This is a genomic window from Luteimonas rhizosphaericola, assembly GCF_029888045.1.
Classification (GTDB): domain Bacteria; phylum Pseudomonadota; class Gammaproteobacteria; order Xanthomonadales; family Xanthomonadaceae; genus Luteimonas; species Luteimonas rhizosphaericola.
In genome coordinates this window covers 37586-63601 of record NZ_JARXRN010000020.1, presented here as the reverse complement: position 1 = coordinate 63601, position 26016 = coordinate 37586, and the positions used below count along the sequence as shown (strand labels likewise).

Below are 26016 nucleotides of genomic sequence, written 5' to 3'. Positions count from 1 at the left end.
ACTACGACCGCGAGCGCATGGCACCGCACGACACCGCGCACGGCGAAGGCCGCCTGGCCTGGATCGACCTGGAGATGACCGGCCTGGATACAGACCGCGACTCGATCCTGGAGATCGCCACCGTCATCACCGACGCCGAGCTCAACGTGCTTGCCGAGGGCCCGGCGTTCGCGATCGCGCACCCGCTGTCCGCGCTGGAGGCGATGGACGACTGGAACCGCGCCCAGCACGGCAAGTCCGGCCTGTGGAGGCGGGTGCTGGAGGAGGGCGTGCCGATGGTGGAGGCCGAGACGCTGACCCTCGACTTCCTGGCGCAGTGGGTCGAGCCGCGGCAGTCGCCGATGTGCGGCAACTCGATCTGCCAGGACCGCCGTTTCCTGCACCGACTGATGCCGGCGCTCGAGCGGCACTTCCACTACCGCAACCTCGACGTGAGCACGCTCAAGGAACTCGCGCGCCGGTGGGCGCCGCAGGTTCTGGCCGGCGTGAAGAAGGACTCCGCGCATACCGCGCTGAGCGATGTGCACGATTCGATCGCGGAACTGCGCCACTATCGCCGCCACCTGGGCGCGATGGCGGCCTGAGCCGCGCATCCGCTGGGAGCGCAGGCCTCCGGGGCGTTTTTCTCCGGATCAGCCGGTCTGCGGCTCCGACGTTCCGGGCATTCCGGGCAGGGCGGGACGTCCGCCGCTCGAGCCGGACAGTTCCGGCATTCCCGCGCCCGCATGGTGGTACATGTGCACGTCGCGCTGCGGGTACGGGATCGAGATGCCCTCGGCGTCGAAACGCTTCTTGATCTGTTCGGTCAGCGCGCACTTCACCGCGAACCAGTCGGCGTTGGCCACGTGGCAGCGCACGCCCAGATTCACGCTGTTGTCGCCGAGCCCGTAGACCATCACGTCCGGCGGCGGATCGGCGAGCAGGCGGCCGTCGGCGGCGAAGATCTCCTCGATGACCCGGCGCGCGTGGTCGATGTCGTCGCCGTAGCCGATTCCCACCACGATCTCCACCCGGCGCATCGTGTCGGGCGTGAGGTTGATGATCGAATCGGTGGTGATCAGGCTGTTGGGCATCACGATCACCTGGTTGTCCGCGCCGCGCAGGCGGGTCTGGAAGATGCTCACGTCCTCCACCTTGCCGGTGACGCCGTTGATGGTGACGATGTGGCCGACCCGGAACGGCTTGAGCGAGACCAGCATCACGCCCGAGGCGACGTTGGACAGAGAATCCTTGAGCGCCAGGCCGATGGCCAGGCCGGCGGCGCCGAGCACGGCGATCATCGAGGTCGGCGCCACGCCGAAGATCGCCTGCAGCACGGTCAGCGCCAGCACCACCAGCAGCGCGACGTACACCACCTTGCGCAGGAAGCTCACCGCCGTGGGCTCGATGTGGCTGCGGGTCATGCCCTTCTCCGCCAGGCCCGTCAGCCACTTCGCCAGGCGGATGCCCACGAACAGCACCAGCAACGCGATCAGGATCCTGCCGCCCCAGTAGGCGGCGATCGTCGTCCACGCGCCCTCCCGCACCATCCCCAGCATCGCTTCCATCCACAGCCTCCTCGAAAACGGCGACGCCCCGCGGGAGCGGGGCGCCTGTTGCCCGACGGGCCGATGCTAGCGGTCGCGGCGTGATCAGCGCGTCTTGGCCTTGGAGCGCGCCAGCCTGAGCCAGGTGTCGACCACGGTGTCGGGATTGAGCGAGACCGACTCGATGCCTTCCTCCATCAGCCACTGCGCCAGATCGGGATGGTCGCTCGGACCCTGGCCGCAGATGCCCACGTACTTGCCCTTGGCCCGCGCGGCCTGGATCGCCATCGACAGCAGCTTCTTCACCGCGGGGTTCCGCTCGTCGAACAGGTGGGCCACGATCGACGAATCGCGGTCGAGCCCGAGCGTGAGCTGGGTGAGGTCGTTGGAGCCGATCGAGAAGCCGTCGAAGATCTCCAGAAACTCCTCGGCCAGCAGGGCGTTGGAGGGCACCTCGCACATCATGATGATCTTCAGCCCGTTCTCGCCCTGGCGCAGGCCGTTCTCCGCCAGCACCTCGATCACCTTGCGGCCCTCCTCGAGCGTGCGCACGAACGGGATCATGACCCACAGGTTCTCCAGGCCCATCTCGTTGCGCACGCGCAGCACCGCCTGGCACTCCAGCGCGAACGCCTTCGCGAAGGAGGGATCGACATAGCGGCTGGCGCCGCGGAAGCCGATCATCGGGTTCTCCTCGTGCGGCTCGTAGGCCGGGCCGCCGATCAGGTTGGCGTATTCGTTGGACTTGAAGTCGGACAGGCGCACGATCACCGGATGCGGCGCGACCGACGCGGTGAGGGTGGCGATGCCCTCGGCCAGCCGGCCCACGTAGAAGTCCACCGGCGAGGCGTAGCCGGCGGTCTTGGCGTCGATCTTCTTCCGGGTCTCCGCGTCCTGGCGGTCGTACTCGAGCAGTGCGTTTGGATGCACGCCGATGTGGGCGGCGATGATCATCTCCAGCCGCGCCAGACCGATGCCGGCGTTGGGCAGCTGGCCGAAGTCGAACGCGCGCTCGGGGTTGGCGACGTTCATCATGATCTTGAGCGGCGCCTCGGGCATCGAGGTCAGGTCGGTGGTGATGCGCTCAAAGGGCAGGGTGCCGGCGTAGATGTAGCCGGTGTCGCCCTCGGAGCAGCTCACGGTGACCTCCACGCCGTCCTCGATCGCGTCCAGCGCATTGCCGGTGCCGACCACGGCCGGCACGCCGAGCTCGCGCGCGATGATCGCGGCGTGGCAGGTGCGGCCGCCGCGGTTGGTGACGATCGCCGACGCGCGCTTCATCACCGGCTCCCAGTCCGGGTCGGTCATGTCGGCCACCAGCACGTCGCCGGGCTGCACGTGCTCCATGTCCTCGAGCCTGCGCACGACGCGCGCCACGCCGCTGCCGATCTTCTGGCCGATGGCGCGGCCTTCGGCGACCACGTCGCCGCGACGCTCGAGCGAGTAGCGCTCGATCTGGGTGGCGCGGGTGCGCGACTTCACCGTTTCCGGCCGCGCCTGGACGATGAACAGCTTGCCGCTGACGCCGTCCTTCGCCCACTCGATGTCCATCGGCCGCTGGTAATGCCGCTCGATCACCAGCGCCTGCTTCGCGAGCTCCTGCACGTCGTCGTCGGAGATCGAGAACGTGTTGCGCAGTTCGGCCGGCGTGTCCTCGGTGCGCACGCGCTCGCCGTCCCGGTCGGAATACACCATGCGCAGCTGCTTGGCGCCGATGGAGCGGCGCAGGATCGCCGGCTTGCCCGCCGCGAGCGTGGGCTTGTAGACGTAGAACTCGTCGGGGTTCACCGCGCCCTGCACAACCATCTCGCCCAGGCCGTAGCTCGAGGTGATGAACACCACGTCGCGGAAGCCCGACTCGGTATCGAGGGTGAACAGCACGCCCGAGGCGCCCACGTCCGAGCGCACCATCAGCTGCACGCCCGCGGACAGGAACACGTCCTCGTGCTTGAAGCCGTGGTGCACGCGGTAGGCGATGGCGCGGTCGTTGTACAGGCTGGCGAAGACTTCCTTGACCTTGTGCACCACGTCGTCGGCGCCGGTGACGTTGAGGAAGGTCTCCTGCTGGCCGGCGAAGGAGGCGTCGGGCAGGTCCTCGGCGGTCGCGGACGAGCGCACCGCCACCGCGATGTCGCCGCCGCCGTTGTCGGCCGCCAGCCTGGCATAGGCGGCGCGGATGTCGGCATCGAGATCGGGCTGCAGCGGCGCCTCGATCACCCAGCCGCGGATCTCGGCGCCGGCCTTCGTCAGCGCGGGCACGTCCTCGACGTCGAGCGTGGCGAGGCGATCGAAGATGCGCTGGTGCAGGGTGTTGTGGGCGATGAAGGCCCGGAACGCGTCGGCCGTGGTCGCGAAGCCGCCCGGCACCGACACCCCGAGGTCCGACAGCTCGCCGATCATCTCGCCCAGCGAGGAGTTCTTGCCGCCCACCTGGGCCAGGTCGGTCAGTCGCAGGTCGTGGAGCCACAGGATGTTCGCCTTCGATTGCGACGGCTGCGGGGCAGGCTGGTTCAAGGGGACTCTCCGAAGTGGCGAAAAGGCCGGGCGTGGCCCGACCGAAAACGCTATTTTAGCCTCGACATCGGCCACGACTTCCGTCCGTGGCGAGGAGACAGCGTTGTCAACGATCCGTCCCGTGTTCTACGTGTCCGATGGAACCGGTATCACCGCCGAGACCATCGGCCACAGCCTGCTCACCCAGTTCAGCGGGACCCAGTTCAGCACCCACCGCATCCCGTTCGTCGACAGCGTCGAGCGCGCGCAGGAAGTGGCCGAGCGCATCCGCAGCAGCGGGCAGGCGCAGGGGCTGCGGCCGATCGTGGTCAATTCCTCGGTCGATCCGGACATCTCCGCGGCCATCGCCCAGAGCGGGGCGCTGATGCTGGACGTATTCGCGCCGTTCATCGCGCCGCTGGAGGCCGAGCTCGGCGAGCAGCGCCAGCCCAAGGTCGGTCAGGCGCACGGCATGGTCGACTTCGAGACCTACCACCGCCGCATCAACGCGATGAACTTCGCGCTCACGCACGACGACGGGATGTCGATCAACTACGACGCGGCCGACGTGATCCTGGTGGCCGTGTCGCGCGCGGGCAAGACCCCGACCTGCATCTACCTCGCGCTCCACCACGGCGTGAGCGCGGCCAACTATCCGCTCACCGAAGAGGACCTGGAGCACGACCGCCTGCCGCCGCGCCTGCGCCCGTACCGTTCGCGGCTGTTCGGGCTGACCATCGATCCGCAGCGCCTGCACCAGATCCGCCAAGAACGCCGGCCGGATTCGCGCTACGCCAGACTGGACACCTGCCAGCGGGAGGTGGCCGCGGCGGAGAAGCTGTTCCGTGCCGAACGCATTCCGATGCTGAGCACCACCCACGTGTCGATCGAGGAGATTTCCAGCAAGGTGATGTCGACGCTGGGAATACAGCGCGTGATGTACTGAGGCGCGCGTTCGCGCAGCGGCGCGGCTGCATGGGCGCTGGCGCCGGGTGCGCAACAGCGCGCCAGGAGGCGTCGTACAGGAGTCTTAACGTAGGGGCGAAAACCGCGATCGTCAATGCTGCACGCGTGCGAGCGCAGCGTGTAGGATCGATCCATGCACGACGTCGCCGCCCGCCACGCAACCATTCCCCGGATCGGCCGCTTCGGCTGGCTCATGGGACTGTACGCGGAGAACTTCCGGCGCATGACCCGCCTGTTCGAGCCCGCCGACCTCGCACCCGGGCGGTACGTCTCGACGATCGGCAACGGACTCGACGTGCAGCTGGATGTGCTGCACCAGCACGTCTACACCACCGAGCTGCGGCTCACCTACACCCTGCGCGACCCGGTCACCGGCGAGCCGGACCCGTCCGCGTTCCTGCGCCTGTACCGCGATGCGAAGCAGGCCGAGGCGACCCACTGCTATGTGGGCCGCCGCTGGCAGGACGTGATCGGCATGTATCCACCGCCGGCCGAACTGCTGGACCACCGCATGCGCATGAACACCTTCCTCGGCAAGTGGCTGCAGTACCTGGCCGAGAGCGGCCACGGCGTCGCCACGCTCCGGCGCAGTGAATCGCCCCCCGAGCCCCTGTCCACGGTGCCGATCGCCGGCTGAGCCGCCCGGCGGGGCGGCCGTTCAGCCGCAGGCGCCCACCAGCACGTTGTCGCCGCAGCGGAAGCGCAGGCGTACCCCCGTCGGCACGCCGATCGAGGCGTGGCAGTCGCGCGCCATCTCCGTGGCCCGCGCGATCGCGACCGCGCGCTCGACGTGGCGGGCCACTGCGTAGTGGTCGATCCGGACCTGCCAGTCCGGTCCGTCGGGTTCCACCGCGATCAACGTGCGTTCCATGGTCGTGCTCCTGGATCTTCATGTGGCGGCCGTGGGGCCGCGCGCAGAGCATCCTCCCTGGCGGGACGTCCATGCAGTCGGGGAATCCGGCCGGAGCGGGTAGGAAAAGACTGACCTTGCAGGGAAGGGTGCGGGGTATCGACCACGCGGCCGCACCACGCTGCGTGGGTTCGGGGCGATGTCGCGGCTGGCGTGCGCCAGGACAACGGGGGACGGGACCTGCGTCGGGGCTCGGGTCGTCGGGTATGGCGCACGGCGGCGGATGCCGGCGCCCCGTCTGAGGGCAAGCAAACACTGGTGGGAAAAATGACGACGCCCGCTTGCGCGGGCGTCGGCTGAAGAGTGGCGTCCCCACGGGGATTCGAACCCCGGTCGCTACCGTGAAAGGGTAATGTCCTAGGCCTCTAGACGATGGGGACGCAGTGTCGCTTTGGTTCACGTTCCCGCGCGGCCTCGGCGACGGAAACTTTGGTGGAGCCAGGCGGGATCGAACCGCCGACCTCCTGCATGCCATGCAGGCGCTCTCCCAGCTGAGCTATGGCCCCACGGGCTGGAAAGCGCGAAATTGTAGAGGTCCGGTGCGCGGGTCGTCAACAACCTGCAATGCAGGGCGTGGGAGCGCGCGGCTGCCGCCGCGCCGTGGAGGACCGGGGCCACGACCGCCGCTCCGCGCGTAGTGCAGGTCGTATCCGCGCAGATCCTGACCCGCTCCGGGCCGCTGACGCGTCACCGGCGCATGCCCAGCCCCCTCTGGACGTATGCCCGGGACGTCCGGGCAATCTGGGCAATGGGTTCGTTCAACAGCGTGAACACCTTCCCACCGGCATCGTGGACGACAGGCAGCAGGCGTCGGTAGCCGGATGGTGACTGGAGTGCGGCGACAGGGTTGCCACGGTGGCGTGGAGTACGCTGTGGATGATCGGTGGAATGTGTCGAAGGAATGTTGGAGCACGTCATGACGCGAAGCCAGAAGCTGCTGCATTTGCCCGTCCTCATGGCGGTGCTCATCGTGGGGGCAACGTTTCCAATCTCCGCTGTCGAGCCTCGAGTGGGGCAGGGCACGACGGTATATCGCGATGTCACCGATACCCATGTACCCGCTGCCCCGGACCTGCACGCGCTGGACGCCATTTTCGTGGATGTGGACGGCGACGGTGACCTGGATGTGGTGCTGGCGGTCGAGAGCGGCGAGAACCGCCTCTACCTCAACGATGGGGAGGGACGGCTGGCGTGGAAGCGCGGTGCGCTCGGAACCGCCGAATACGACACCGAACACGTGCTCAGTGCCGATTTCAACGCCGACGGATATCCCGACCTGATCTTCGTGGCCGAGGACGACAAGTCGCACCAGTTCTTCCTGGGCGGTCGCGGCGGCGAATTCGCTGAAGTCACGGATCGCCTCCCGGCGCTGAGCGAGGGCAACGGGTTGGCGGTCGGCGACGTGAACGGTGACGGCTTCCCCGACATCGTGATAGGCAATTCTGGATCCGAGTCGGGACAGAATTTCCTCTGGCTCAACGACCCGGAGCGGCCGGGGCACTTCACCGACGCGACCGCAACGCATCTTCCGGCGGTGGACGACGACACCCAGGACATCGTTCTCGTGGACCTGGACGGTGACGACGACCTGGACATGCTGGTGGCCAACGAGACTCCGCCGAGCAGGCTTCTGCTCAATGATGGCGAAGGCAGGTTTTCGGATGCTTCGGAGCGGCTGGACCTCGTGGCGCCGTTCGAAACACGGCAGATGCACGTGTTCGATGCCAACGGGGACGGGTCGCTGGACATCCTCATGCTCAACCTGACCAGCAACAACCAGGGTTGGGACAAGGACCCACAGGTGCGCCTGCTGATCAACGACGGCCAGGGCCGCTTCATCGACGAGACCGTGGACCGGGTGCCCCTCAACACGTTCTCGACTTGGGGCGGCACGATCGTGGATTTCAACCATGACGCCGCGCCGGACATCATTGTCGGACCCATCCAGGTCCCCGGTTTCGTGCCGTTGCAGGTCCGCGCCTATGCCAATGACGGCAGTGGCCGCTTCTCCGACGTGACGCCCGCCGTCATCCCGGAGGAGACCATCGGCAGAAGCTGGGGCATGGCCGTGGGCGATCTGGATAGCGACGGTGTGGACGACATCTTCATCGGCGGGTGGGGCACCCAGGCAAGGCTGCTCTTGAGCCGGCCCAAGCCCTGACGCTGACACCGGGGAGACCGACCAGTTCCGGTTCTGACATAATAGGCATTATGCGAAATGTGCGCAGGATCCTGCGCCAGCTTCACGCCACCGCCGGCAGGCTGACCCGCCGCCGTGGAGCCGCCTATGCGTCCCCCGTGCTGGCCTGATGGCCCTTGCCCTAACGCCTGCGCGCGCGAACTGCACGACCGCGTCGCCCACAACCGAACGCACCTGCATGGGCCGTGGGACGGCTGGCGCTTGGCTGGGCGAGATCTCATCGCACCGGACGGCGAACGGATCTCGCCGGAGCGGCTACGCGGCATCCTCTGGCGGCAGGAAGCCGAGCAGCGGCGGGACGCGCTCAGGGCGCGCAGGAAGCCCCGCAGCGGCCACGTAGTGACCGTCCTGCGCATCCGGCAAGACGACTGGCACCGGGAGCGATTCGGGGCGGTCGCAGGCTAGGAGCGGGTTTGCAGGGGTGCAGTGTTGGCTGGGCGGTGGATGGCCGTACCCAGCCAGCCGGGCCGGCGCCTAGCGATCGCACCGAGTCAAGAGCGTCACCGGGTTAGATCCGGATCTGATTCAGCAGGCCGGGATGCACCCTGCCGCGCTCCCCTCGCCTACAGGCCCGGGCGGAAGTGACCATACGCGGCGATCTGGTCATAGCCGCTACCAGCCGCACTAGATGCGCCGCTGGGGCCACCCGGCGCGAGATCGAGGCCATCCGACGAAGGCACTGTCGTGGGGGCACCCGTACCGGCACCGGGGCCGCTGTAGGGCGAATCGAGCGGGAACCGGGTTGCAAGCAACTTCTGCCCCTCGGCCTCCAATGTGGCGTAACGCTCATGGATCGTGACCACGAACCCGAGCGCTTCTAGATCGCGGGAATCGACGCGCTCCAAGACCTGGGCGTTGCCGATGCGCCACTCGATCAGGGCATAGCGACCGTTGTCACTCTCCACCACAGCCGAGAGACGCGGCCGGGCGGTCTGGGTCAGGTTGACGAAGTAGGCAACCATCGGGTCACCCTCCTCCGCGCGGACCTCGCGCGCCGTCGCGAGCGCAGCACCGGTCGGCGCGACGGTCGCAGCAGTTGCGATCATGGCCGGCTCTGGCTGGAAGAACGTCCCCGGCTCCGATGGGAGCGCATCGCCCGCAGGCGCCGAGCTCACTGGGACCGCATCCTCAGCAGGCTGATCGCCGCCGCTGTACTTGGTCGCGAAATAGATACCGGCGAACGCGACGAGGCCAATGCAGCTGAAATAAGCGATCTTCTGCGCGCGCGAGAAGATGCCGCCGAAGCCCGGATCGTAGGGCGCGACGTTCTCGACGCCCGGGCGGTAGCCGGTGTAGCACGGGAAAATCTCGGGGTTGTACTCGTATTCCTCGCTGGTCAGCACCATGAACCGGTCCGGCTCCATGGCGATCATCGAACGCTTAACGTAGCGCTTCGACACATCTTCCTTGCTGCGGCGCTTCAGCTTCTGGAGGAAATTGAGTTTGCGGAACAGATGCTTGCGCTCAACGCGCAGCCGAATCGCATCGTGAACACGCTTGTACGCCTGCGAGATCAGCACGCCATCGAGGCCGAATTGCCCGTGGTAGGCGAAGAACCACTCCACCTCTGGCTCAAGATCGGTGCGCGCCGCAACCCAGAACTCGTGTACCTCATCGATGATGAACAGCGAGTCGCGCCGCAGTTGCGGGTTCAGCGACTTCGTCTTGTCGGCGTGGACGGTGATGCGGAACAGCGCCGGAACATCGCCCGGATCGACAACGTGCAGCAGTTCGCGCACCCGATCCTCCGGCACACCCGAGACCTGGGCGATGGCGTAGAAATTGAGGCCATCGAGCCGCGCATACACATGCCGGCCGGACTTGATCGCCGGGATCAGGTGATTGGCGACGGCGTCGTAACTCTTGCCGGCGCGCGGCAGTCCTTCGTTAAAAATCAGCATGTCACCACTGCCCCAGCGTGAATAGTTTGCGGATGAGCCGGAACGCAACACCGAGGCCGAGCAGCGCAATGCACTCAGGGAACCTGATCACGCCGAGGAACCACAGCACGTTCGGCGGCAGCTGCGAGACGAGGCCGTCGAGCGAATATTGCGTGATGAAGTCGGGGACCGGGATCGACTCGATCAGGCTCGCGAAGAAGTCGCAGAGCGCTTCAAGCGCGCTGATGAGCAGATCGCCCATGAACTCCACGAAGTCATCCCAGAGGCCTCCGAGCGTGTCGCGCAGCCAGTTGGTTAGATCATCAAGCCATCCCGCCTGCATGATGCGCCCTCAGTCCAGAAAGCCGATGCGGAACGCGGCCCACGCGAACACCACCAGCATGCAAATGCCGATGCCGGTATATACCGGCTGCATCTCGCTCATGCAGAAGAAATCAATCGTGACCGACTTGCCGAAGAACGTCCGCGTCCACGTCGGGCACGAACCGCTTGCGCTCACTTCAAAGAAGCCGCCGACCGCATCGATGATCGGCGCATCGCCAATGCGTGCGAGGTAATCCGACACGACAGAGCCGACCGTCGCTTCACCCGGTTCGTACTGATCACCGGGCGTAGCACCGGGGCTGCCGGGACCGTCGCCCTCGCCCTCACCGTCTCCGGTGCCATCGCCGCTGCCGGGGCCATCGCGACCACCCTCTCCCGTCTCACCCTGACCCGGCGTCCCACCGGATCCGGTGTACGTCGTGGTCGTCGTCGTCGTGTTGTTGATCGTCGTGGTCGCGCCGGTCGTGCCCGTCGCGTCCGGCATATTCGGCGGCTTGCGCGGCGTCTCGCCCTCAGGCGTGCGCGTTGCACCTTCCGTGCCTTGGCTGTTGGATCGAGGACCGGTCTGGCCCGGCTCCCAGCAGTATCGGCCGCCCTGCGCACCAGTGACGCAGTGCCGGCCCGAGGGTTCAACGCACTCGGAGAAACCGCCGCCAGTCGCTACACATGTAGAGCGATTCGGGTTGTGCTCGCGCACTTCCGTCGTCGTGCTGCATTCGGCACCGGTCGGGGCGAGCGTACCCCAGTGGTACGCGGTGCCGCCGATTTCAAGCGTGCCGGACGCGCCGGGCGTGGAGGGGTCGAACACGACGCTATACGCGCAGCCCTCGACGCACGCACCACCCGTTCCAGGGAAAGCGCGATTCGGCAGCGACGGTTTCGTCGCGCACCCTCGCGTACAGGTATTGGTCGCGGGGTCCCACGCGCTGCCTGCGGGACACTCGTTGGACCAGTAGAACTGATACCGATGGTGCGGCGCCCCGGTGATCCACGATCCACCCGGATACGTTCTGGCGATGTAGCTATTGGTCGCGAGCGCGCATACCGTGTGATTCGGGTTCGGGCTGTACGCCAAGCGCTGTTCGTTGCACATCGCAAGCGCTTCCGGTCGCGTGCAATTGCCGCCGTTGACCGCCGGACTCGGGTTGCACGTCTGTGCACGCGCCTCGCCGCTGCATCCGAGATACGCAAGCCCGGCGGCGATGATGAAGAACCAGAACCGCAGCGCACGCGCCCAGCGGGTCAACTTCCAGAAGGTTTTCATTCGTCCAAGCCCTTGACGGCTGCGACGCCGCAGCACATGGCGAACAGAGCAACGAGGATCATCGAGAGGGTCATAACGGAAATCGACCCGCACGACGCACGGCAGGTGCCGTGCGTGGTGCGGGTCTGTCCTCCATCAGCGGGCGATGGAAGCGGCCTTGCGGCCGCCGAACGCGGTGAAGTTGATGAGGGCCATCAGGCCCGCACCCGCTGCCAGCGCGAGGATGACGTCGGCGACATCGACGTCGGCGAACAGGGTTGCCATTACAGCTACTCCTTTCGTGGGTGAGCCTCGATTAACGGACGAGGTTTGCCGGCTTTCCGAAGGCGCGCCCCGTGAGGAACGCACCAACGATGGACGTAACAATGAGGGTGAACATGGCCGAGGCCTCGGCTGGATCCGGCAGCGCGAAGAAGCTTTCCAGCAACGCCAGCTGCGAGGCCTCGACGGGGGAAATCAGGGCGTAGCCCCCGCACTCCGACAGCGCTTGACCCGTGGGCTGCAATGTCCCATCGGGTGCCAGGGCTACGCACAGGGCCACGGTCAGGCGGCCTTGACAGCCTTCGCGGTCTGCACCGGCTCCCAGCTACGGGCGCGGCGCGAGACGACGATGTTCTTCTTGCTGTCGAGGTAGTACGCGGTCGGCTTGGGCACGTACTCGCCGACCGGCAGCGGCGCATCCTTCGGGTCGTGCTGCAACTCGATGTTGCGGCGCTCGCCGTTCGGGAATTCCAGCGTGGCGGGCTGGTTGTCCATGCGATACGGCTTGCCGGTTTCGCGGGCGACGCCCTCGCGGGTGTTGATGGTCGCTTCGGTGACGATGCACTTCATAGTCAGGCCTCCTTAGGCTCTGCGGTGGAATGGCCGTTCCCGGCCTCAGGTACCCCGGACGGGGCGAACAGCAGGACGGACAGCAGTTGCGCCGCCGCGTCCGCATTGGGGCACCACGCCGGCAGCGTGGAGCGGGTTGCGCCAAGCACCAGCTTGGCTAGCGTGGATTGATCGCCGCCCGAGGCGTGCAGCATCGCGTTGAGCATCGGCCCGTACTGGCGGCGGAAATGCGTCACGGCGCGCACGCAGTTGGCGGCGACCTCGGCCGCGGCGACCCGGAGGCGTTCGCCGATGCCGCTGACGAAATCGAGAACCGGGTACGCGCCCACCAGATACGGCGCGGGATCGGTCAGCATGTCGAGCGGCAATTCGCGGCGGTTGCTGTGATGGAACTCGCCTTCGAAGCGGACCCAAGGACTATCCGGGTCGCCTTGCTCCCTGCCCTTTTCGTAGATGCGCAGCTGGTTCTCGGACTGGCGGCTCCCGACGTACAGGGTCTTGCCCGTCTTGTTGCCCATGTCATCGATCAGGCGGGCTTTGGGGCGCTGGCCGCGCCGGTCGAAGCTGCCCGCTTCGTACTGATCCAGTGCCCAGGCGATGGGGTACTGGCCGGCGAAGTCGTCTGCCGCTATGTCGATGCGCGTCAAGCGCGCATCGCAGAGGCCCAGCAGCGAAGCGAGCAGCGACCACCGCTCCGCATGGTCGCTGCCGCTGCTGGTTTCGTACAGGCGGCAGCCCACGCCCGTAAGTTCGATCCGCGCGGTGATCGTACCGTCATTGCGCACCGTGGCAGGGCCGCCAAGTTCGATCAGGCCGACCATGTCGCCGCTTTCGTTCTCCAGCTTGCAGCGCCACGCGTAGAAGCGGCCGCGACCGGGATCGCCGACTTGGAAAACGTCGCCGAAGAAGTGGCGCGCAACGATGCCGGAGACCTCGGCGACGTTCGTTCCGACCGTGCCGTTGAGATCGTTGAGCAGCGCGGAGCGGTCGTCGGTGTCGCCGTTGGCGTCCAGAACGGCCAGAAGATCAACCGAAGCGGCCATCCAGTCGATCACCACCCCGATACGTTCAGTTTCACTGACTCCCCTGTTAGACGAGGGGAGTCCAAGAGCGACGCCCCGGCTCACGCGGCGGACTCCACGAAGATCGGGACGTGACGCATTGCGTCGTCCCACGCCTTGCGCTCATCGAGCGCCGCGCGGACGCGCTCGCACGCATCGGGGTGCGCGCCGATCAGTTCGCAGCGACGCAGCGCGGCATCCAGCTGGGCCTGCGCGCAGCGCCGACCCTCCACGAACTTGCCGAACTCGCGGGCGATCACATCAGCCACAGCGGGCAACCTGAAAGCCACGCAGCCAGCACAGTGCGGCGACGCCGGCAGCGCCCGCCGCCCATGCACCCGTGAGGTTGGGATGCGCAGCGAGCGCAGCGAAAACGATGGAGTTCGCACCCCAGAGCAGGCAGCGGGTCACCACACGGCCTCGCAGCTGCGGCAGTAGAACCGGGCGCCCGCATACGGGCTGTCGGGATCGCCGTCGTCTTCGACTTCCTCACCCTCAGCGCCGCACTCGACGCACTGACCGAGTTCAGCGGCAAGCGCGGCAGAACAGTCCTCGCACAGCGACGACGCGCTATCCAGATGGTCGCCGCAGTCGGCGCAGAAGTTGTGGCCGCTCATGCCCAGATGTCCCCGGTGGGGATCTCACGCACAGCGGTGCGCGCTTCGTACATCGGGCGCATGAGCGCGTGGCGGTAGTCGAGTTCGTCCATTGCCCCTATCCCCTGCCCTAGCGCCCTAGTGACGCCCCTGCCCCGGCTAGGGCACCGGGCGGGGCGGGTCCCAGAGGCTGGGACCGGGCGGGATGTAACATCCCCGTTGACCAATCTGTCAACAGGGCTGGGACCATGAACGTGCAAGACCTGCTGGACGAAGCGCGCCGCGCCGGCAACCTGGCCTCGGACTACGCGCTATCGCAGCGCCTGAAAGTGAGCAAGCAAGCCGTATCGAAATGGCGTCTAGGGCAGGCCGCGCCTGACCCCGTTCTCTGCGCGAAACTGGCTGAAATCACGGGGATTCCGCTACATCGCGTGCTTGGCATCGTAGGCGAAGCTCGGGCGATTTCCGCTGACGAAAAGCGCGTCTGGCGCAAGCTAGCGGCGGCGATGTTCGTCGGTTTGCTGGTGACCTTCCCGGCCGCAGCGCGAGCGGATTTCCCGACGAACGGTCATGCTTCGGAGGCTCCCGGAGTAGGCATTATGCGAAATGAAGGATGCCGATTCCCGCAGCCGGGTCACGTCGATTCAACGCCTTCTGCGCTATGCCTTGCGCCCCCCAACCCATCTGGAGACTCCGTGATGCCCAACCGCAAGGATCCACCCCGCAGTCCGGACGACGGGCGCGCCGAAACCGAACACGAGCGCCGTGAGCGCGAAATCCACGAGAGCGAGAACCAGGACGAGGCGCTGGAGGAAACGTTTCCGGCCAGCGACCCGGTCTCGCCCTTCATTCCGGCCAAGACCCCCGAATGAGCCGTGACGGTGCCGGCGCGTCTGGCGCCTTGCTGGTGATCGACATGATCAACCGGCTGGATTTCCCCGACGCCGGGCGCATGGCGCCCGGCGCGATCGCCGCGGCGCGCAAGATCCAGTGGCTGCGTGCACGCTTCCATGCGCGCGACTGGCCGGTGATCTTCGCCAACGACAATTTCGCAGACTGGCGCTGCGATTTCCGCGAGCTGGTGGCGATGGTGCTGAACATCGACGGGCCGCCGGCGACGATCGCCAAGCTGCTGGCCCCGACGGCGCGCGACTACTTCGTGCTCAAGCCCAAGCACTCGGCCTTCCTCGCCACGCCGCTGGCCGTCCTGCTGGCGAAGCTGGGCGTGCGCCGGCTGCTGTTGACCGGAATGGCGCTGGAGAGCTGCGTGACCGCCACGGCAATGGACGCGAATGCGCGCGAATTCGAGGTCGCGGTGGCGCGAGACGCGGTGGCGGGTCAGCCGTCGCTGCGACGACAGGCGCTGCGGACGCTGGAGGGGTCCGGGACCGCGCGCGTGCTGGGCAGCCGTGGCGCGCTGGCTTGGGCCGGCGCGGCCCCCTGAGCGCCATGTGAAATCGGCCTGATCTCAGTTTGCGTGAGATTGGCCCCTGTTTGCGGCGATCTCCGCCGAACCTGCGGCGATCCGGCCGGCACACGCCATTTGACGTTTTTTTACACCGGGCCCGCTATGCTTCACCGTTGTTTCGCAACAAGTGAAGTCCTGATGCCCCCGAGCAAGAGCAACAGCACCGTCCTGCGCAAGTCCGGCCGCTCCGGCGGCAAGCAGACCGCCACCCTCACCCGTGAGCAGCTCGAAGGTGACCTTGCCGCCTTCCGCAAGAGCGGCGGCAAGATCGAGAAGCTCGGCAACACGAACACCTTCAAGAAGATCGGCTGATCGTCCGCTCCCGGTCTCAGCGCACCGGAACGTCATGGAAGACGTCCGGCGGCGGCTGCAGGTCGAAGGTGTAGTGCCACCACTCCATCGGGTAGTTCTCGAACCCGTGGGCCGACATTGCGGCCACCAGCCGCGTCCGATTATCGCGCTGTGCCTGCTCGAGATGCGGGTGTGCGGTGTTCGCGCGTGGATCGAAGAAGTCGAACGGCGTGCCCATGTCCAGCGGCCGGCAGGTGCCCGGTGACGGCCCCTCGCAGCGCATCAGGGTGAGATCGACGGTCGCGCCCTTGCTGTGGCCAGAGCGGTCGGCGATGTAGCCGGGGACCAGCGTGGATTTGTCGAGCGCAGGGTAGTACGCCGCCTTGGTGCGCTGGTCCGACGCGTCCGCGGCCCAGCGCACGAACTGGCGCACGGCGCGCGCGGGCCGGTAGCAGTCGAAGATCCTCAGGCGCAGGCCCTGCGGTCGCAGCTCGCGCTCCAGCGCGGCGAGCGCCTCGGCCGCCGGACGCAGCAGGTAGCATTTCGCCGCCTCGTAGCCCTCCACGCGCGTACCGGTGAAGTTGTCGCGCCCGGCGTAGCGGATGTCGGTGTCGATGTCCGGCACCAGGGTGCGGATGTCCACCATCCCCACGGCCTCGGGCGTCGCGTCCGGTGCAGTCCCCTGCCCCGGCCGTGCAGCTGGCGTCGCGCACGCGGCGCACGCCAGCGCGAGCACGACCGCGCACGCGCGCAGGACGCGCTCAGGGCGCCGGACAGTCGCCGATGCGCTGGAAATCCAGGTCTTCGTAGTCATAGCTGAAATCCGCCTCCGGATCGACCTTGGCCATGGCCAGGCCGGTGGCCTGCCCGTCCGATCCGCTCACGTCGAGCCACGCCTCCGCGTCTACGCCAGGATCCGTCCAGTCCACCAGCAGGCGTTGGCCGCTGCGCATGACGGTGCCCTGCAGCCGTGGCGACATGGCGGAGCGGAACTCGACAGTCGTGCCCGTTCCGCACAACGCCACCTCGCCAAACCACGGGTCGCGGTAGCGGCCGGTGACCGACGCCAACTCGTCCTGGGTGACTGCGGTGCGAGGCTGCGCGAGCGCGGCGTCCCGGGCCGCGGCCGGACGCGACGCGCGCTCGCGCTCCAGCAGGCCCGCATAGTGGGCGACATCCAGTTCGGGCGCATCGGGCCGCGTGAAGCGCTTCACCAGCGCCTGCGTGAGCACAGTGCGCAGCTCGTCCGCATCGCCATTGATCAGCACGACGAATCCGACATCGAGCTCCGGCAGCAGGGTGAGCGCCGAGTACATGCCCGAGAGGGTGCCGGTGTGCGACACCTTCCAGGTGCCGTCGACATCGGTGAGCCGCCAGCCATAGCCGTAGGCGGAAAAGTGGCTGGCGTCCCATTCGCGCATGCGCTGCGTCAGCGGCATCGGCATGTGCGTGCGCCAGACCTCCTCGCGCTGCGCTCGCGACAGCCACGGGCGACCCTCCGCATCCAGGCCGATGCTGTCGGGCTGTAACCACATCCGCGTCCAGCGCAGCATGTCGTCGAGGCTGCAGCGGATGCCGCCGGCGGCCATCATCGGGACGTCCGGGATCACGTCCTCGTCGACGCCGCTGGCCACCGGTACGCCGCCCTCGCCTTGTGCATGCGGCTGCGCCAGGTTGCCGACCGCGTCGCGCCGCCACTCGCCGATCTGGCAGCGGTCCATGCCCAGCGGCGCGAACAGTTCGCGCCGGACCAGCGTGTCGTATGGCGCGCCCCCGGCGGCCGCGGCCACCTCGCCGGCGACGATGTAGAGCGTGTTGTCGTATGCGTAGCGCGAGCGGAAGCTGTAGACCGGCTTCAGGTGCCGCAGGCCGCGGATCACGTCGGCGCGGGTGAACCGGTTCGGGCCCGGCCAGAGCATCAGGTCCCCTGCCCCGGCGCCCAGCCCGCTGTTGTGGATGAGCAGGTCGCGCACCTGCATCTCGCGCGTCACCCAGTCGTCGTGCATCCGGAAGTCCGGCAGGTGCTCGACCACGGGGTCGGTCCAGGCGAGCTTGCCCTGGTCGACCAGGCGCGCCAGCAGCGCGGCGGTCATGGCCTTGCTGTTGGACGCGATCTTGAACAGCGTGTCGCGGTCGATCGCCTCCCCTGCCCCGGCCACGCGTTCACCGTGGGTGCGCGTGTACACGACCTCGCCGTCGACCACCACGCCCACGGCCAGCCCGGGGGGCTGGTAGCGGGCGATTGCGTCGTCGACCACGGCGTCGATCGTGTCGGTGCCCGGGCGTTCGTTCGCGACCGCGGCCGCGGCCGCCACAGGAGCCATGCACGCGCACGCCAGCAGGAGCGCCGCCAGGCGGAGCGGTCCAGGCTGGAATCGCGGCAGCATGCTCACCAGAAGGTGTATTCCACGAGCAGCGTGTACGCGCGGCCGCGTGGATCGGCGATCCGGGGCTCCCAGCCGGCGCCACTCGCCCAGTCGTTCTTGTGCGCGGTGAAGGGCGGGTCCTCGTCCAGCAGGTTCTTGATCCCGAAAGTCAGCTTCATGCCTTCGAAGCCGGAGTAGCTGGCACTGTAGTTGTAGGTGATGTAGCGATCCACGTCGGGATCCCACTGCGAGGGCACGTAGTGGCCGTTGGCGACGCTCGTGGGCTCTTCGTCGCGGTAGCCGTGGCGGTAGAGCTGGCTGAGCGTGTGGGACCAGTCCCCCCGCGCCCAGGAGAACGCCACCGAGTGCTTCCAGCGCAACGGGATGCTCCAGTAGCGGATGTACTGGCCGACCTGGTTGTCCGAATACGGCAGGAACTCGAACAGCTTCTCCTGGTAGTTGTCGAGGTAGCTGCCGTTGAGGTTGAGGTTCCAGTCGCCGCCGGCCAGGGCGCCGCGCAGATTGGCGTCGAGTTCGACGCCGCTCATGAGGGTGCCGCCCGAATTCACGAAGCGGCGGTCGATGAACACCACCTCCCCCGTTTCGTCCCGGATCCAGTTGTCCTCGAACAGCGCGTAGTTGTCGCGCAGCACGTCGAGGTCGGGGCCGGTGCGGATCGTGTTGATGCGCTCGATCTGCCACCAGTCCAGGCTCATGTTGAACCAGTCCACCGGGGAGATGACCACGCCCAGGCTCTTCTGCCGAGACTCCTCCGGCCTGAGTGCGGGATTGCCGCCGGTGAGGATGTCCGGATCGATCTGGCCGCATCCCGGGACGGACACGTTGACCACTCCGCCCGGGCACGTCGCCGGATCGGCCAGGTCCAGGGCGTTGTTCTGCGAGGCGGTGATGCCGCTGAACAGCTTGCTGAACTCGGGCACCTTGAAGCCGGTGCTGTACGCGCCGCGGACGGCCACCCAGTCGATCGGCTGCCACTTGAACGACACCTTCGGATTGGCGGTGCCGCCGAAGCCGGTGTAGTGGTCGTAGCGTCCTGCGAGGGTCACGTCCAGGCTCTCGAAGAACGGCAGGTAGATCTCGGCGAACACGGCCTTGACGTCGCGGCTCACCTCCGGCAAGGCATTGGCGTCGTCGAACGGCGCGTTGAAGATGGCGGGCCGCGTCGCCGCATCGCGGCGGTCGCCGTTGAACTCGAACTGCTCCCGCCGCACGTCGACGCCGACCGCGACCTGCAGGTCGCCGCCGCGCAGCTGGCCGAGGCTGCCCGTGAACGCGGCATCGAACGTGGTCACCGTCGACTTGCCGCCGTACAGCACCACGCCCTGCGCCGAGGCGGCCTCCAGCGCAGCCAGCGCCTCGGGGCTCTGTGCCTGGCCGGGCATGAGGAAGGGATTGAGCAGGCCACCGGCGAACGCCGCCTCCAGGCCTTCGACGAAATGGTAGCCGGTGCCCAGTTCCGATTCGGACTCGCTCGAGGCGCGCGACAGGCCCAGCGTGTAGTCCCAGGTGCCGAGGCTGCCGTCGAACCCGGTCATGAACCGGTACGCCTTGGTGGTGGTCTCGATCTCGCGCGGGCCACACGCGAGGCAGCGCCAGCGATAGGCGATCGGCGCGCCGTAGTCCAGCTGCGCTTCGCCGAAATAGCCTGCGAGCGCGTCGTAGACCATGTCGTAGGTGGCCTGGGTGCGCTCGTTGAGCGGATACCAGGTTGACGGATTGAAGACGGCCGTCTCGAGGGCGGAAGAGGAGATCTGGTTGGGTTCGAAGATGCGGTTCGCGGTGGCGCGGGACCCCATGAACTCGACGTAGGCCTGGTGGTTGTCGTCGATCCGGAAGGTGGCGCGACCGATCGCCTGGAGTGTTTCCAGCGGCTGCTGGATGACCGCCGCCGCCGGGTAGTCCCAGGCGCAGCCGTAGCGGGAGGCGACGTTGGCCGGATCCGAGGCCCAGAGCCGGTGATCGTAAGCACCCATCCGGTCGCCGCCGGCCTCGCAGCCGGGGCCCCCGGGGAGATCGAGCGTGTTGACGCCGTTCACGACCGCGCCGTCGGGCGCGACCAGCCCGGTGCCGGTGATGCCACCGGCCTGGTTGAAGATGGTCGCGAAGGGTGTGCCGCGCGTATCGGGAGACAGGCCGCGCTCGGGCTGGAACGTGTTGGAGAAGTCGCGGTCGTTGCCGCGCAGGACGTCGTTCTTCCTGGCACCGATACTCATGAACGCGTTCCAGCGGTCGGTGTCGAGGTCGCCGCCGCCCGCGAGGAAGTCGGTGCGATAGATGTTGCCGCCGCCATCCTCGGTGAGGTCGACGAACGCGGATGCCTGCGCTCCCTGGTAGTCGGTGCGGGTGATGAAGTTGATCACGCCGCCGATCGCGTCGGTGCCGTAGACCGCCGAGGCGCCGTCGCGAAGCACTTCGACGCGGTCGATCGCTGCGAACGGGATCGAGTTGAGATCTACCGCCGTCCCACGCAGGCCGTGGGTCGCGACGCGGCGACCATTGAGCAGGACGAGCGTGGCGTCCGCGCCCTGCCCCCGCAGGTTCGCACCCGACACGCCGTTGTTGCCCCGCAGGTCCGCGGGCGCGATGCCGGCGTTGGCGGCGAGGTTGTCCGATCCGTTGCCGGCGATGTTCATGTACATCAGCAGCTGCTCGGCCGACGAAATGCCCTGCGCCTCGATCTCCTCCTTCCGGATCACCGTGACGGGAAGCGCCGCTTCGATATCGACCCGCTTGATGCGCGAACCGGTCACGCTGATCCGGTCCAGCGTCCGGGTGGCTTCGTCGTCGTCCGTCGCGGCCGGCTCCTGCGCGTGCGCGCCGCCGGACAATGCGATGGATACCCCCAGCGCGAGCGCGGAAGCGGTGACAGGAAAGGTGCGGATTCGGACGTCTGCCATGTGGTGCCCCCGATGCGAGTTCGATGCAGTCATGCATGCATCGACTGCTTCATGGCACCCGATGCGATGCATGGCTGGTGTTCCCCCTTGCATGCTGATTACACGCGATCGGTGCGGGTGTCAATTTCCTGTCACATGGAAACGCCATGTCATGCGTCGAACGTATCCACCGATTCCCGCGTCCCGCCCTGCGAGAAAAATACGGCCACCTCGCGGTGGCCGTGAAGACGGGAGGCGCCGTCGATGTCAGAAGTTCCAGGTCACGACCAGCTGCGCGTAGCGCGGCGACTGCCAGCGGGTTCCCGTGCCATGAAGACCGCGTACGACGCCCGGGCCGAGCTCGTAACGCTGGCGGACGTTGATGACTTCCTGATCGTTGAGCAGGTTGAACACCGAGAATCGCGCCTTCAGGTCGGTACCCTCCACGGGCAGCGTCCAGGTGACGTTGGCCCCCACGTTGTAGGTCCATGGCAGGCGTCCACCGGATCCGCGCGGCGCATACTCGTAGATGCGTTCGGTGACCGCCCCGGAACAGTTCTGCACGCAGTGCCAGAAGGATCCGCCGCCGGAGCCTTCAGTGACGAAGCTCGCGGCGCCAGTGGTGTCGTTGGGCCAGGTCACGCCGAACTCGTTGATCGGGCCACCGGACAGCGCCGTCAGGCTTGCGCCAATGGACCACTGCTCGTTGAACGCATAGCTTCCCCGCAGCTTCACCTGGTGCCGGCGATCGTTGAAGAGCGGGCCGTAGTCCTGATTGTTCGCAGGATGATCCCAGTACTGGACCATGCCGGTATCGCCGTAGTTGGTGTCCGAGTTCACCGGACCCTCGTGGTTGCCGTCGGACTTCGACCAGATGTACGACGCGTTGAACGCCCACTTGCCGTCCCACGCGCGGTCGATCTGCATCTCGATCGACTTGTAGGTGCGCTCCGGTTCGGAGTACCCGACCACCTGCCCGCTGCCGCCCATCACGTATCCGTCCTGGGAGGTGTCGATGGTGATCCAGCCTTCCGTCTCGCAGCCGATGCTCGCGTCGCCCCAGATCGTCAACGGCTTGCCGGGGTTGGCGATCGGCCACAGGTTGAAGCCGACCGGGCCGCAGGGCGTGTGGTTGATGCGCACGTCGTCCAGCGCGTTCTTCATGCGACGGTAGGTCGCGTTGACGCCCCACGACCATGCCTGGCTCAACATCTGCTGATAGCCGAGGATCGCTTCGTCCTGGTAGACCGCATCGAGGTCGCGGTCCACGCTCTGGCGCAGATCGCCGGCCGAGACGTTGTAGCTGGTGTCGACCGGGCCGATCTGCGCGCCGATGATCGGCTGCATGTAGGGCGCCCCGGTCACGGGGTTCGCGACCTCGCGCCAGCCGTCCAGCGCGTAGAAGGTGCGCTCGTCGGTGAGGCCGCCGGCGAACGTGTAGTTGATGTTGTTGGTCACGGGCAGGTAGTAACGCCCCAGGTTGCCGAACAGCTTCGTGCTGCCGTCGCTCTTCATGTCCCAGGAGAAGCCGAGACGTGGCGAAACCAGGTCGTCCATCTTGATGAAGCTGCCGCCCGCTGCGGTCTTGTTCTCGAAGCTGTCGACGCGGAGGCCCAGGTTCAGCAGGAAACTCGGCGTCACGCTCCAGGTGTCCTCGACGTAGTAGGCGCTGGCCTCGGTCTCGAACACGCCGCCATCAATCCTGCGGCGTCCCATCAGGATTGCGTCGACGCCGGGCGGCACCACGCTGCCGTTGTCCAGCTCGGCCCCGGGCGCCACGGTGTAGGCCGTATAGCGCATGCCGGTGGGGCCAGGATAGAAGCTGGTACGGTCGGTCGTCATCAACTCGTGGTCGATGCCGAAGCGCAGCTGGTGGGAACCCAGCGACCACTCGAAGTCCAGGCGTCCGACTTCGCGCTCATCCTCGTGCGACACGATCATGGCCGAGGTGGGATGACAGCCCAGGACCGGAGACCCCATCGCTTCGTAAGTCGGGCGGTAGGAGGCGTCGAAGAAGATCTGCTCGCAGGGGCCGTCCGCCGGAGAGAAGGAGAAGCTCCGGCTCTGGTTGATCCCGTACATCGCCTTCGCGACGAAGTTCTCGCCGAAGTGACCGGTGTAGGTCAGCGAACCGCTCTTGCCGCCGCCCTGCACGGTGTTGTCGCCAGTGAGTTCGCCGATCTCCCCGCTGTCCCAGTCGTAAGCGAAGGTGCTGGTCGCGGTCTCGGTCTCGTCCGAGAAGGCAAGCAGTTCGAGCAGGTGGTCGTCGGTGATGCGCCAGTCCAGCTTCGTGCCCCAGAAGCCGTCCCCGGAAGACCCCTTGAACCAGTCGCCGCCGCCGGTGCTGCTGTACCTGGAATTGCTGTCGCGCTCTTCGTACATGGCGAAGAAAAACAGGCGATCCTTCACGATCGGGCCGGATGCCCAGACATTGGCCTTGGCAAAGCTGCTCGTGTCCCGACTCGCGCGGTAGACCGCGGTCGACGTGGTTCCGTCCGAGTTCTGCGCGCTGAATTCGTGGTCGTCGGCGCGCGCCCTCCAGGCTGCCGGCTCGAAGGTGATCTCCACGCCGCCGTCGAATTCGTTGCCGCCCGCGCGCGTGACGGCATTGATCACGCCACCGGTCGCGCGGCCGAACTCGACCGAGTACCCGCCGGTCTTGACCTGGAACTCCTGGAAGAACGCGAACGGGGCGGTGGAGAAACTCTGGCGCCGGTAGAAGTCGGTGACGTTGAGCCCGTTGATGAACACCGAATTTTCGGCGACGGACGAGCCTCCGAAGGAGATGCCACCGAACGATGAGTTGCCGCCGATGACACCGGGGGCGAGCAGCGCGACCGAACTCAGGCTCTGGTCCACCGGCAGGCGCGCCCACTCTTCCCTCGTGATGTTCGTCGCCGATTCGGTCGAGTACACGTCGACCCGGTTCACCACGCGCGAACCCACCACCTGCACCGCGTCCAGGTTGACCAGTGCGCCGTCGCCGCCGAGGTTGACGTTGGTGGTGCCGCCCAGGCCGATATTGACCGCGATCGGCTCGCCGACCGGCTGCCCGCCGCGCGTGACCGTGAGCGTGTAGTCGCCCACCGGCAGCTGGCTCAGGCGATAGGCGCCGTCGGGGCCGACCGCCACCGACCGGGTCAGCCCGGTGCTGGCGTTGGTGACGGTGATCTGGTCGCCGGCGCTGGCGCGGCCGGCGACCGCGCCGGTCACGCTCTGCGCGAACACCACCGGCGTGGTGGCGGCGATGCAGGCGCCTAGGGCGATGCACAGCGCGGCGCGTCGGAATCTCGTGTGGCTGGCCTTCATTGCGGTTCTCCCCGAAGAAAACGTATGCGGTGGTTGGCGTGGCTCAGGTGCGGGAGGCGGCCGGAAGCGGCAGCAGTTCCCATTCGAAGTCGTAGTCCCACTGGTCGAAGTACAGGTTGCCGCCGTCCCACTCGGCTTCGCCGCGCTGGAGGTCGACCGTCTCCGAGCGGACATGCGTCTTGGCCGGCACGAAGTCGCGGCCGTAATCGTCGTTGAAGGCGATGCGGTAGGCGTCGAAGCCGCCCAGGTAGAAGTGCTCGAGCGCCGGGTCGTCCCCCGCCAGCCGGCCGAAGGTCACGTCCATCGGCAGCCAGCCGTAGGGCGCCAGGTACAGCCAGCCCCAGTCGTGCATGTTGTCGTAGCCGGCGTCGGAGAAGATCCAGCCCGACTGCCAGCGCGCCGGGATGCCGTTGAGCCGCAGCAGGGTGATCAGCAGCAGCGTCTGCTGGCCGCAGTCCGCGTGGCCGGCCTTCAGCGCGTAGTCGCCGAGGTTGGTGATGGTGGAATACTCGCGGGCCCCGGCCCAGGGGATGCGATCGACGGCGTCGAACAACCGCCTGGCGATCAGGTACGGATTCGTCTCGTCGCCCACCACCTGGGCGGAGAACAGGCGCATCGCGTCGGTGAACACCACGTGCGGCGCGCGCTCGGCCAGCAGCGGCGCGAGCTCCGCCGTCGGCACGACGGGGACCACCTTGGCCGGATCCACGTCCACGTACTGGCCGAAGACCGTCAGTTCGTAACGGACAGAGAAGCGAATCGGCTGCCCCGCGCGTGCCGGCTGCTCGAGCCACACCGTGCGCTGCGGGGCGGAGTCCGGCGCGAGCACATGCGTCGCCGGCTGCGTGCCGAGCAGCTGCAGCGCTTCCTGCTGCCCCTCGATCGCGCGCGGATACGGCAGCCAGGCGCGGACGGTCTCGCCGGCCGGCACCGCATCGGCCTTCACCGTCAGCGACTGGGTCACGCGGACGCGGCGCGGTGCGACGCCGGGGCGTCCTTCGGCCAGGGCCTGCCGGCGGACCTCCGCGTGGTGCGGGTGCTGGCGCAGTTCGAACGGGCTGTCGCGAAACGGGCGCGGATCGGCGCGGCGCGCCCTCGCTTCTTCGCTCAGCCGGAAGAGATTGTGCGGCGCCCGGTTGAAATAGCGCGACTGGCCGTCGATCACCATCGATTCGAACAGACCGTCGCGCCGCCAGCGCTCGAATTCGCTGCGCTTCAGGTCCGGAACCTGGCGACGCACCGCGGCTTCGAGCGCCGCCTCGTCCAGGGTGAAGTCGAGCAGGATGCGCCGCATCCGCTCGCGCTGGAACGCGAGCGCTTCGGCGTCCGCCGGACCGGGATGCGCCGCGAGGCCGCGATCGATCAGCGCCTGCGCGTCGGCGAAGCGGCCGGCGTCGACCAGTTCGATCACGTCTGCCACCTGGCCATCCACTGGCCCGGTGCCGGCCCTGCCCTGCCCCGCGATCGCCAGCAGCACCAGGGCGCCCAGCACGAGCACGCTGCTGCGTGCCGAGCGCCGCTGCGGCCAGTGCATCGCCGGGCACGGATCGCCGCGCCCGGTCGGGCTCGAAGCTGCTGGACGGATGCGGTTCCCCACGGCGCGCGGCCACCTC

The 26016-nt window shown here is 67.4% G+C and carries 24 protein-coding genes, 2 tRNA genes and 1 pseudogene; 8 read left to right on the top strand and 19 right to left on the bottom strand.

The features are described 5' to 3' along the window. Nucleotides 1–17: 17 nt before the first annotated feature. Nucleotides 18–584: an oligoribonuclease gene (gene orn / locus QFW80_RS04220; RefSeq protein WP_280600611.1), complete on the top strand. Its 567-nt coding sequence runs from the start codon at nt 18–20 to the stop codon at nt 582–584. A gap of 48 nt (nt 585–632) precedes the next feature. Here the strand turns inward: orn and QFW80_RS04215 are convergent, their stop codons facing one another. Both QFW80_RS04215 and ppsA read right to left on the bottom strand, forming a co-directional pair. Then, nucleotides 633–1547: a mechanosensitive ion channel family protein gene (locus tag QFW80_RS04215; protein WP_280600055.1), complete on the bottom strand. Its 915-nt coding sequence runs from the start codon at nt 1545–1547 to the stop codon at nt 633–635. A gap of 84 nt (nt 1548–1631) precedes the next feature. After that, nucleotides 1632–4040, bottom strand: coding sequence for a phosphoenolpyruvate synthase (gene ppsA, locus QFW80_RS04210; RefSeq protein ID WP_280600054.1), 2409 nt, complete (start codon nt 4038–4040; stop codon nt 1632–1634). A gap of 103 nt (nt 4041–4143) precedes the next feature. On the opposite strand from ppsA, the gene ppsR reads away from it, so the two are divergent. Both ppsR and QFW80_RS04200 read left to right on the top strand, forming a co-directional pair. Next, nucleotides 4144–4965 (top strand): posphoenolpyruvate synthetase regulatory kinase/phosphorylase PpsR, encoded by an 822-nt coding sequence (gene ppsR, locus QFW80_RS04205; RefSeq protein WP_280600053.1) that lies wholly within the window; start codon nt 4144–4146, stop codon nt 4963–4965. Between the two features lie 153 nt (nt 4966–5118). Next, a complete protein-coding gene (locus QFW80_RS04200; RefSeq protein ID WP_280600050.1) occupies nt 5119–5622 on the top strand; it encodes a DUF1249 domain-containing protein in 504 nt (167 codons plus the stop codon). A gap of 21 nt (nt 5623–5643) precedes the next feature. Here the strand turns inward: QFW80_RS04200 and QFW80_RS04195 are convergent, their stop codons facing one another. The 3 genes from QFW80_RS04195 to QFW80_RS04185 all read right to left on the bottom strand — a co-directional run bounded on the left by QFW80_RS04195 (nt 5644) and on the right by QFW80_RS04185 (nt 6401). Beyond that, nucleotides 5644–5856, bottom strand: coding sequence for a hypothetical protein (locus QFW80_RS04195; protein WP_280600049.1), 213 nt, complete (start codon nt 5854–5856; stop codon nt 5644–5646). A gap of 343 nt (nt 5857–6199) precedes the next feature. Beyond that, nucleotides 6200–6275, bottom strand: a tRNA-Glu gene (locus QFW80_RS04190). 50 nt (nt 6276–6325) lie between these two features. After that, a tRNA-Ala gene (locus tag QFW80_RS04185) sits at nt 6326–6401 on the bottom strand. 410 nt (nt 6402–6811) lie between these two features. On the opposite strand from QFW80_RS04185, the gene QFW80_RS04180 reads away from it, so the two are divergent. Next, nucleotides 6812–8056: an FG-GAP repeat domain-containing protein gene (locus QFW80_RS04180; RefSeq protein ID WP_280600047.1), complete on the top strand. Its 1245-nt coding sequence runs from the start codon at nt 6812–6814 to the stop codon at nt 8054–8056. 126 nt (nt 8057–8182) lie between these two features. Continuing rightward, the gene (locus QFW80_RS04175; RefSeq protein WP_280600046.1) at nt 8183–8500 is read left to right on the top strand and encodes a DUF3653 domain-containing protein; all 318 of its coding nucleotides are present in this window, start codon (nt 8183–8185) and stop codon (nt 8498–8500) included. A gap of 158 nt (nt 8501–8658) precedes the next feature. On the opposite strand, the gene QFW80_RS04170 is transcribed toward QFW80_RS04175, so the two are convergent. The 9 genes from QFW80_RS04170 to QFW80_RS04130 form a co-directional block, all read right to left on the bottom strand. After that, a complete protein-coding gene (locus tag QFW80_RS04170; protein ID WP_280600045.1) occupies nt 8659–9996 on the bottom strand; it encodes a zonular occludens toxin domain-containing protein in 1338 nt (445 codons plus the stop codon). Between the two features lies 1 nt (nt 9997). Further along, complete coding sequence (locus QFW80_RS04165) at nt 9998–10318, bottom strand: phage coat protein (protein ID WP_280600044.1); 321 nt, start codon at nt 10316–10318, stop codon at nt 9998–10000. Nucleotides 10319–10327: 9 nt separating this feature from the next. Continuing rightward, entirely contained in the window at nt 10328–11584 is a 1257-nt protein-coding gene (locus QFW80_RS04160; protein WP_280600042.1) for a hypothetical protein, read from the bottom strand. 135 nt (nt 11585–11719) lie between these two features. Further along, complete coding sequence (locus tag QFW80_RS04155) at nt 11720–11848, bottom strand: hypothetical protein (protein ID WP_280600040.1); 129 nt, start codon at nt 11846–11848, stop codon at nt 11720–11722. 31 nt (nt 11849–11879) lie between these two features. Beyond that, nucleotides 11880–12089: a hypothetical protein gene (locus QFW80_RS04150; RefSeq protein ID WP_280600039.1), complete on the bottom strand. Its 210-nt coding sequence runs from the start codon at nt 12087–12089 to the stop codon at nt 11880–11882. A gap of 38 nt (nt 12090–12127) precedes the next feature. Continuing rightward, on the bottom strand, nt 12128–12415 hold the full coding sequence (locus QFW80_RS04145) for a hypothetical protein (protein ID WP_280600037.1): 288 nt from the start codon (nt 12413–12415) through the stop codon (nt 12128–12130). A gap of 2 nt (nt 12416–12417) precedes the next feature. Further along, nucleotides 12418–13470 (bottom strand): replication initiation factor domain-containing protein, encoded by a 1053-nt coding sequence (locus QFW80_RS04140; protein WP_280600036.1) that lies wholly within the window; start codon nt 13468–13470, stop codon nt 12418–12420. A gap of 68 nt (nt 13471–13538) precedes the next feature. Next, nucleotides 13539–13736, bottom strand: a complete 198-nt coding sequence (locus QFW80_RS04135) for a hypothetical protein (RefSeq protein ID WP_280600034.1) — start codon at nt 13734–13736, stop codon at nt 13539–13541. Between the two features lie 147 nt (nt 13737–13883). Next, entirely contained in the window at nt 13884–14093 is a 210-nt protein-coding gene (locus QFW80_RS04130; RefSeq protein WP_280600033.1) for a hypothetical protein, read from the bottom strand. Between the two features lie 227 nt (nt 14094–14320). On the opposite strand from QFW80_RS04130, the pseudogene QFW80_RS17575 reads away from it, so the two are divergent. The 3 genes and pseudogenes from QFW80_RS17575 to QFW80_RS04115 form a co-directional block, all read left to right on the top strand. Next, nucleotides 14321–14485 (top strand): annotated as a pseudogene (locus QFW80_RS17575) (helix-turn-helix domain-containing protein); the annotation flags it as partial. Nucleotides 14486–14940: 455 nt separating this feature from the next. Beyond that, entirely contained in the window at nt 14941–15516 is a 576-nt protein-coding gene (locus QFW80_RS04120; protein WP_280600031.1) for a cysteine hydrolase family protein, read from the top strand. A gap of 162 nt (nt 15517–15678) precedes the next feature. Beyond that, nucleotides 15679–15852, top strand: a complete 174-nt coding sequence (locus QFW80_RS04115) for a hypothetical protein (RefSeq protein ID WP_280600029.1) — start codon at nt 15679–15681, stop codon at nt 15850–15852. A 16-nt stretch (nt 15853–15868) separates the two neighbouring features. Here the strand turns inward: QFW80_RS04115 and QFW80_RS04110 are convergent, their stop codons facing one another. From QFW80_RS04110 to QFW80_RS04090, 5 genes are all read right to left on the bottom strand, one after another. Beyond that, a complete protein-coding gene (locus QFW80_RS04110) occupies nt 15869–16477 on the bottom strand; it encodes a M15 family metallopeptidase (protein WP_331488478.1) in 609 nt (202 codons plus the stop codon). Nucleotides 16478–16592: 115 nt separating this feature from the next. Further along, nucleotides 16593–18155 carry a serine hydrolase domain-containing protein gene (locus tag QFW80_RS04105; protein WP_280600026.1) on the bottom strand — a complete coding sequence of 521 codons (1563 nt, stop codon included), beginning with the start codon at nt 18153–18155 and terminating at the stop codon, nt 16593–16595. 65 nt (nt 18156–18220) lie between these two features. Continuing rightward, nucleotides 18221–21115 carry a TonB-dependent receptor gene (locus QFW80_RS04100; RefSeq protein WP_280600024.1) on the bottom strand — a complete coding sequence of 965 codons (2895 nt, stop codon included), beginning with the start codon at nt 21113–21115 and terminating at the stop codon, nt 18221–18223. 246 nt (nt 21116–21361) lie between these two features. Continuing rightward, nucleotides 21362–24403: a TonB-dependent receptor gene (locus QFW80_RS04095; protein ID WP_280600022.1), complete on the bottom strand. Its 3042-nt coding sequence runs from the start codon at nt 24401–24403 to the stop codon at nt 21362–21364. 43 nt (nt 24404–24446) lie between these two features. Then, nucleotides 24447–25937, bottom strand: coding sequence for a transglutaminase-like domain-containing protein (locus QFW80_RS04090; protein WP_280600021.1), 1491 nt, complete (start codon nt 25935–25937; stop codon nt 24447–24449). Between the last annotated feature and the right edge of the window lie 79 nt (nt 25938–26016).

Excerpts from the sequence above, each read along its gene's own strand:
- QFW80_RS04100 (WP_280600024.1), bottom strand. The coding sequence starts at position 21,115 with ATGGCAGACGTCCGAATCCGCACCTTTCCTGTCACCGCTTCCGCGCTC.
- QFW80_RS04130 (WP_280600033.1), bottom strand. The coding sequence starts at position 14,093 with ATGAGCGGCCACAACTTCTGCGCCGACTGCGGCGACCATCTGGATAGC.
- QFW80_RS04095 (WP_280600022.1), bottom strand. The coding sequence starts at position 24,403 with ATGAAGGCCAGCCACACGAGATTCCGACGCGCCGCGCTGTGCATCGCC.
- QFW80_RS04165 (WP_280600044.1), bottom strand. The coding sequence starts at position 10,318 with ATGCAGGCGGGATGGCTTGATGATCTAACCAACTGGCTGCGCGACACG.
- QFW80_RS04175 (WP_280600046.1), top strand. The coding sequence starts at position 8,183 with ATGCGTCCCCCGTGCTGGCCTGATGGCCCTTGCCCTAACGCCTGCGCG.
- QFW80_RS04115 (WP_280600029.1), top strand. The coding sequence starts at position 15,679 with ATGCCCCCGAGCAAGAGCAACAGCACCGTCCTGCGCAAGTCCGGCCGC.
- orn (WP_280600611.1), top strand. The coding sequence starts at position 18 with ATGGCACCGCACGACACCGCGCACGGCGAAGGCCGCCTGGCCTGGATC.
- QFW80_RS04170 (WP_280600045.1), bottom strand. The coding sequence starts at position 9,996 with ATGCTGATTTTTAACGAAGGACTGCCGCGCGCCGGCAAGAGTTACGAC.
- QFW80_RS04110 (WP_331488478.1), bottom strand. The coding sequence starts at position 16,477 with ATGGTGGACATCCGCACCCTGGTGCCGGACATCGACACCGACATCCGC.
- QFW80_RS04120 (WP_280600031.1), top strand. The coding sequence starts at position 14,941 with ATGAGCCGTGACGGTGCCGGCGCGTCTGGCGCCTTGCTGGTGATCGAC.
- QFW80_RS04180 (WP_280600047.1), top strand. The coding sequence starts at position 6,812 with ATGACGCGAAGCCAGAAGCTGCTGCATTTGCCCGTCCTCATGGCGGTG.
- QFW80_RS04155 (WP_280600040.1), bottom strand. The coding sequence starts at position 11,848 with ATGGCAACCCTGTTCGCCGACGTCGATGTCGCCGACGTCATCCTCGCG.
- QFW80_RS04215 (WP_280600055.1), bottom strand. The coding sequence starts at position 1,547 with ATGGAAGCGATGCTGGGGATGGTGCGGGAGGGCGCGTGGACGACGATC.
- QFW80_RS04160 (WP_280600042.1), bottom strand. The coding sequence starts at position 11,584 with ATGAAAACCTTCTGGAAGTTGACCCGCTGGGCGCGTGCGCTGCGGTTC.
- QFW80_RS04105 (WP_280600026.1), bottom strand. The coding sequence starts at position 18,155 with ATGGCTCCTGTGGCGGCCGCGGCCGCGGTCGCGAACGAACGCCCGGGC.
- QFW80_RS04145 (WP_280600037.1), bottom strand. The coding sequence starts at position 12,415 with ATGAAGTGCATCGTCACCGAAGCGACCATCAACACCCGCGAGGGCGTC.
- QFW80_RS04200 (WP_280600050.1), top strand. The coding sequence starts at position 5,119 with ATGCACGACGTCGCCGCCCGCCACGCAACCATTCCCCGGATCGGCCGC.
- QFW80_RS04090 (WP_280600021.1), bottom strand. The coding sequence starts at position 25,937 with ATGCACTGGCCGCAGCGGCGCTCGGCACGCAGCAGCGTGCTCGTGCTG.
- QFW80_RS04195 (WP_280600049.1), bottom strand. The coding sequence starts at position 5,856 with ATGGAACGCACGTTGATCGCGGTGGAACCCGACGGACCGGACTGGCAG.